The sequence below is a fragment of the Flavobacterium sp. R1_16 genome, assembly GCF_057652095.1.
In genome coordinates this window covers 1-1716 of sequence record NZ_JBYFCG010000023.1, presented here as the reverse complement: position 1 = coordinate 1716, position 1716 = coordinate 1, and the positions used below count along the sequence as shown (strand labels likewise).

Here is a 1716-nt window from a genome sequence, read left to right as displayed (position 1 = left end):
TAAACTACTGCTTGAAAACATTTTGCTATATTTGTTCGAAGGGCTGTGAGGTTTTTTCACAGTCTGACGTTAGCGGTCATTATAACAGACGAAGAGAAAACAATGGACAACGAAAAGACATTTAAAACGAAAACTGGCTTTTGCCATATTTTGCCAGACAAAATTGTTCTGACACGAGACGGAATTATCGGTAATGTTGCGAAAGTGACAGTAGGAAATAACATATCGAGAATCCTTATCATTTACGGTGGACTTTCTTTCGGACTTTTTTATTTTGCTTTTGACAGTTACAAAAACGGACAAATCGCACAACCAATATTATTCGGACTTTTCGGAATTTATCTAGTTTACGGAATTGCAAATAGTATAAACAACTCTGCAACACCAATCATAGACCGACAAAAAATCAAAGAAGTAAAATTTAAAAAGGCAATTATCGGTTTGACCCGTTCAAGATTTGAAGTGTTATTTGAAGACGAACAAGGTAAAATAAAAAAAAGATTAATAATGTTGCCAGGTTCATTGACAGACGGACAAAATGAAACAGAGAAAGCGATTAAAATAATGACAGACGAAAAATTAATAACGAACCGCTAACAGCAGTTTGGCAAAATGGCGGGTTCAGTGCTCCGGAGACACATTTGTGGTTAATCAAAGTTTGGTTCTCCGCATCAACATTTGTGCTAAAAATCCCCGCCTTCGGCAATACCCAAACCGTTGTGCGTCAGCATTTCACGACGGTACTGAAAAACAAAATCTGAAATATAATTGACAGAAAAAGAAGAAATTTGCAGAAAACACTTGTTTCCTAAATAAGAAACTTTTATCTTTGCTTAAAAATTAATATTGAATGGATGAATACAAATTTCGAGTTGAGTTTTTAGAGGAAGCTAAAGAGTTTTTGGACGGACTGGACGAAAAAACAAGAAACAAAGTTGTTTACAACGTTTGGAAAGCTCGAAGTGTAAACGATAAAGAACTTTTTAAGAAGTTGCAAGACGAAATTTGGGAATTCAGAACAAAATACAACAAAGCGTACTATCGACTTTTTGCATTTTGGGACAAGACCGACAAAAATGACACGGTTGTTATTTCGACACACGGATTGATTAAGAAAACGGACAAAATTCCGAAAAGTGAAATTGACCGAGCTGAGAAATTGAGAGAAAAATATTTTAACGAGAAAAATAAAAAGTAATGAAAACATATAGTTTAGAAGATTTGACCGACAATTACATCGGTAAAAAAGGAACAAAAAAACGTGACGAATTTGAAAACGAACTTCGTCTTGATTTATTAGGACAAGCTATTAAACAAGCTCGACAAGAACGCAACTTGACACAAGAAGAGTTGGGCGAACTTGTTGGCGTGAAAAAAGCTCAAATTTCAAAAATTGAGAATAGTACAACTGACGCAAGATTTACCACAATTTTGAAAGTTTTTGAAGCTTTGGGAGCAAAAGTGAACTTTAATATAGAATTGAACAACAGAAAATTAGCATACTGAAAAACTATGCCGAACGCACAACAAGGGCTTGCCAAAAGCGGGGCTGAAGTGCTTCGATTGAGCTTTTGTGCAAGGTTCAACGATAATAATTCTATTGAACTGTAGTGCCAAAAATCCCCGCCTTCGGCAAGCCCCGGAACGTCAGGCTGTGAAAAAACCTCATTTTGATTTCTTTTCTACTTCACAGGAGGTCTATAAATGGATTTTAAG

Annotated in this window: 3 protein-coding genes; all 3 read left to right on the top strand. The window is 35.7% G+C overall.

Annotation, left to right across the window (positions count from 1 at the left end; all coding sequences use genetic code 11):
• Nucleotides 1–102 precede the first annotated feature (102 nt).
• The 3 genes from AC23L6_RS13320 to AC23L6_RS13310 all read left to right on the top strand — a co-directional run bounded on the left by AC23L6_RS13320 (nt 103) and on the right by AC23L6_RS13310 (nt 1506).
• A complete protein-coding gene (locus tag AC23L6_RS13320) occupies nt 103–597 on the top strand; it encodes a phosphoribosylaminoimidazolesuccinocarboxamide synthase (protein ID WP_487562970.1) in 495 nt (164 codons plus the stop codon).
• 253 nt (nt 598–850) lie between these two features.
• Nucleotides 851–1198, top strand: coding sequence for a type II toxin-antitoxin system RelE/ParE family toxin (locus AC23L6_RS13315; RefSeq protein WP_487562969.1), 348 nt, complete (start codon nt 851–853; stop codon nt 1196–1198).
• A complete protein-coding gene (locus AC23L6_RS13310; protein WP_487562968.1) occupies nt 1198–1506 on the top strand; it encodes a helix-turn-helix domain-containing protein in 309 nt (102 codons plus the stop codon). The genes AC23L6_RS13315 and AC23L6_RS13310 overlap by 1 nt, the downstream gene beginning before the upstream one ends.
• The last annotated feature ends 210 nt before the right edge of the window (nt 1507–1716 follow it).

What these genes read in the sequence shown, in the direction of transcription:
- AC23L6_RS13320 (WP_487562970.1), top strand. Translation starts at nt 103, where the DNA reads ATGGACAACGAAAAGACATTTAAAACGAAAACTGGCTTTTGCCATATT.
- AC23L6_RS13315 (WP_487562969.1), top strand. Translation starts at nt 851, where the DNA reads ATGGATGAATACAAATTTCGAGTTGAGTTTTTAGAGGAAGCTAAAGAG.
- AC23L6_RS13310 (WP_487562968.1), top strand. Translation starts at nt 1,198, where the DNA reads ATGAAAACATATAGTTTAGAAGATTTGACCGACAATTACATCGGTAAA.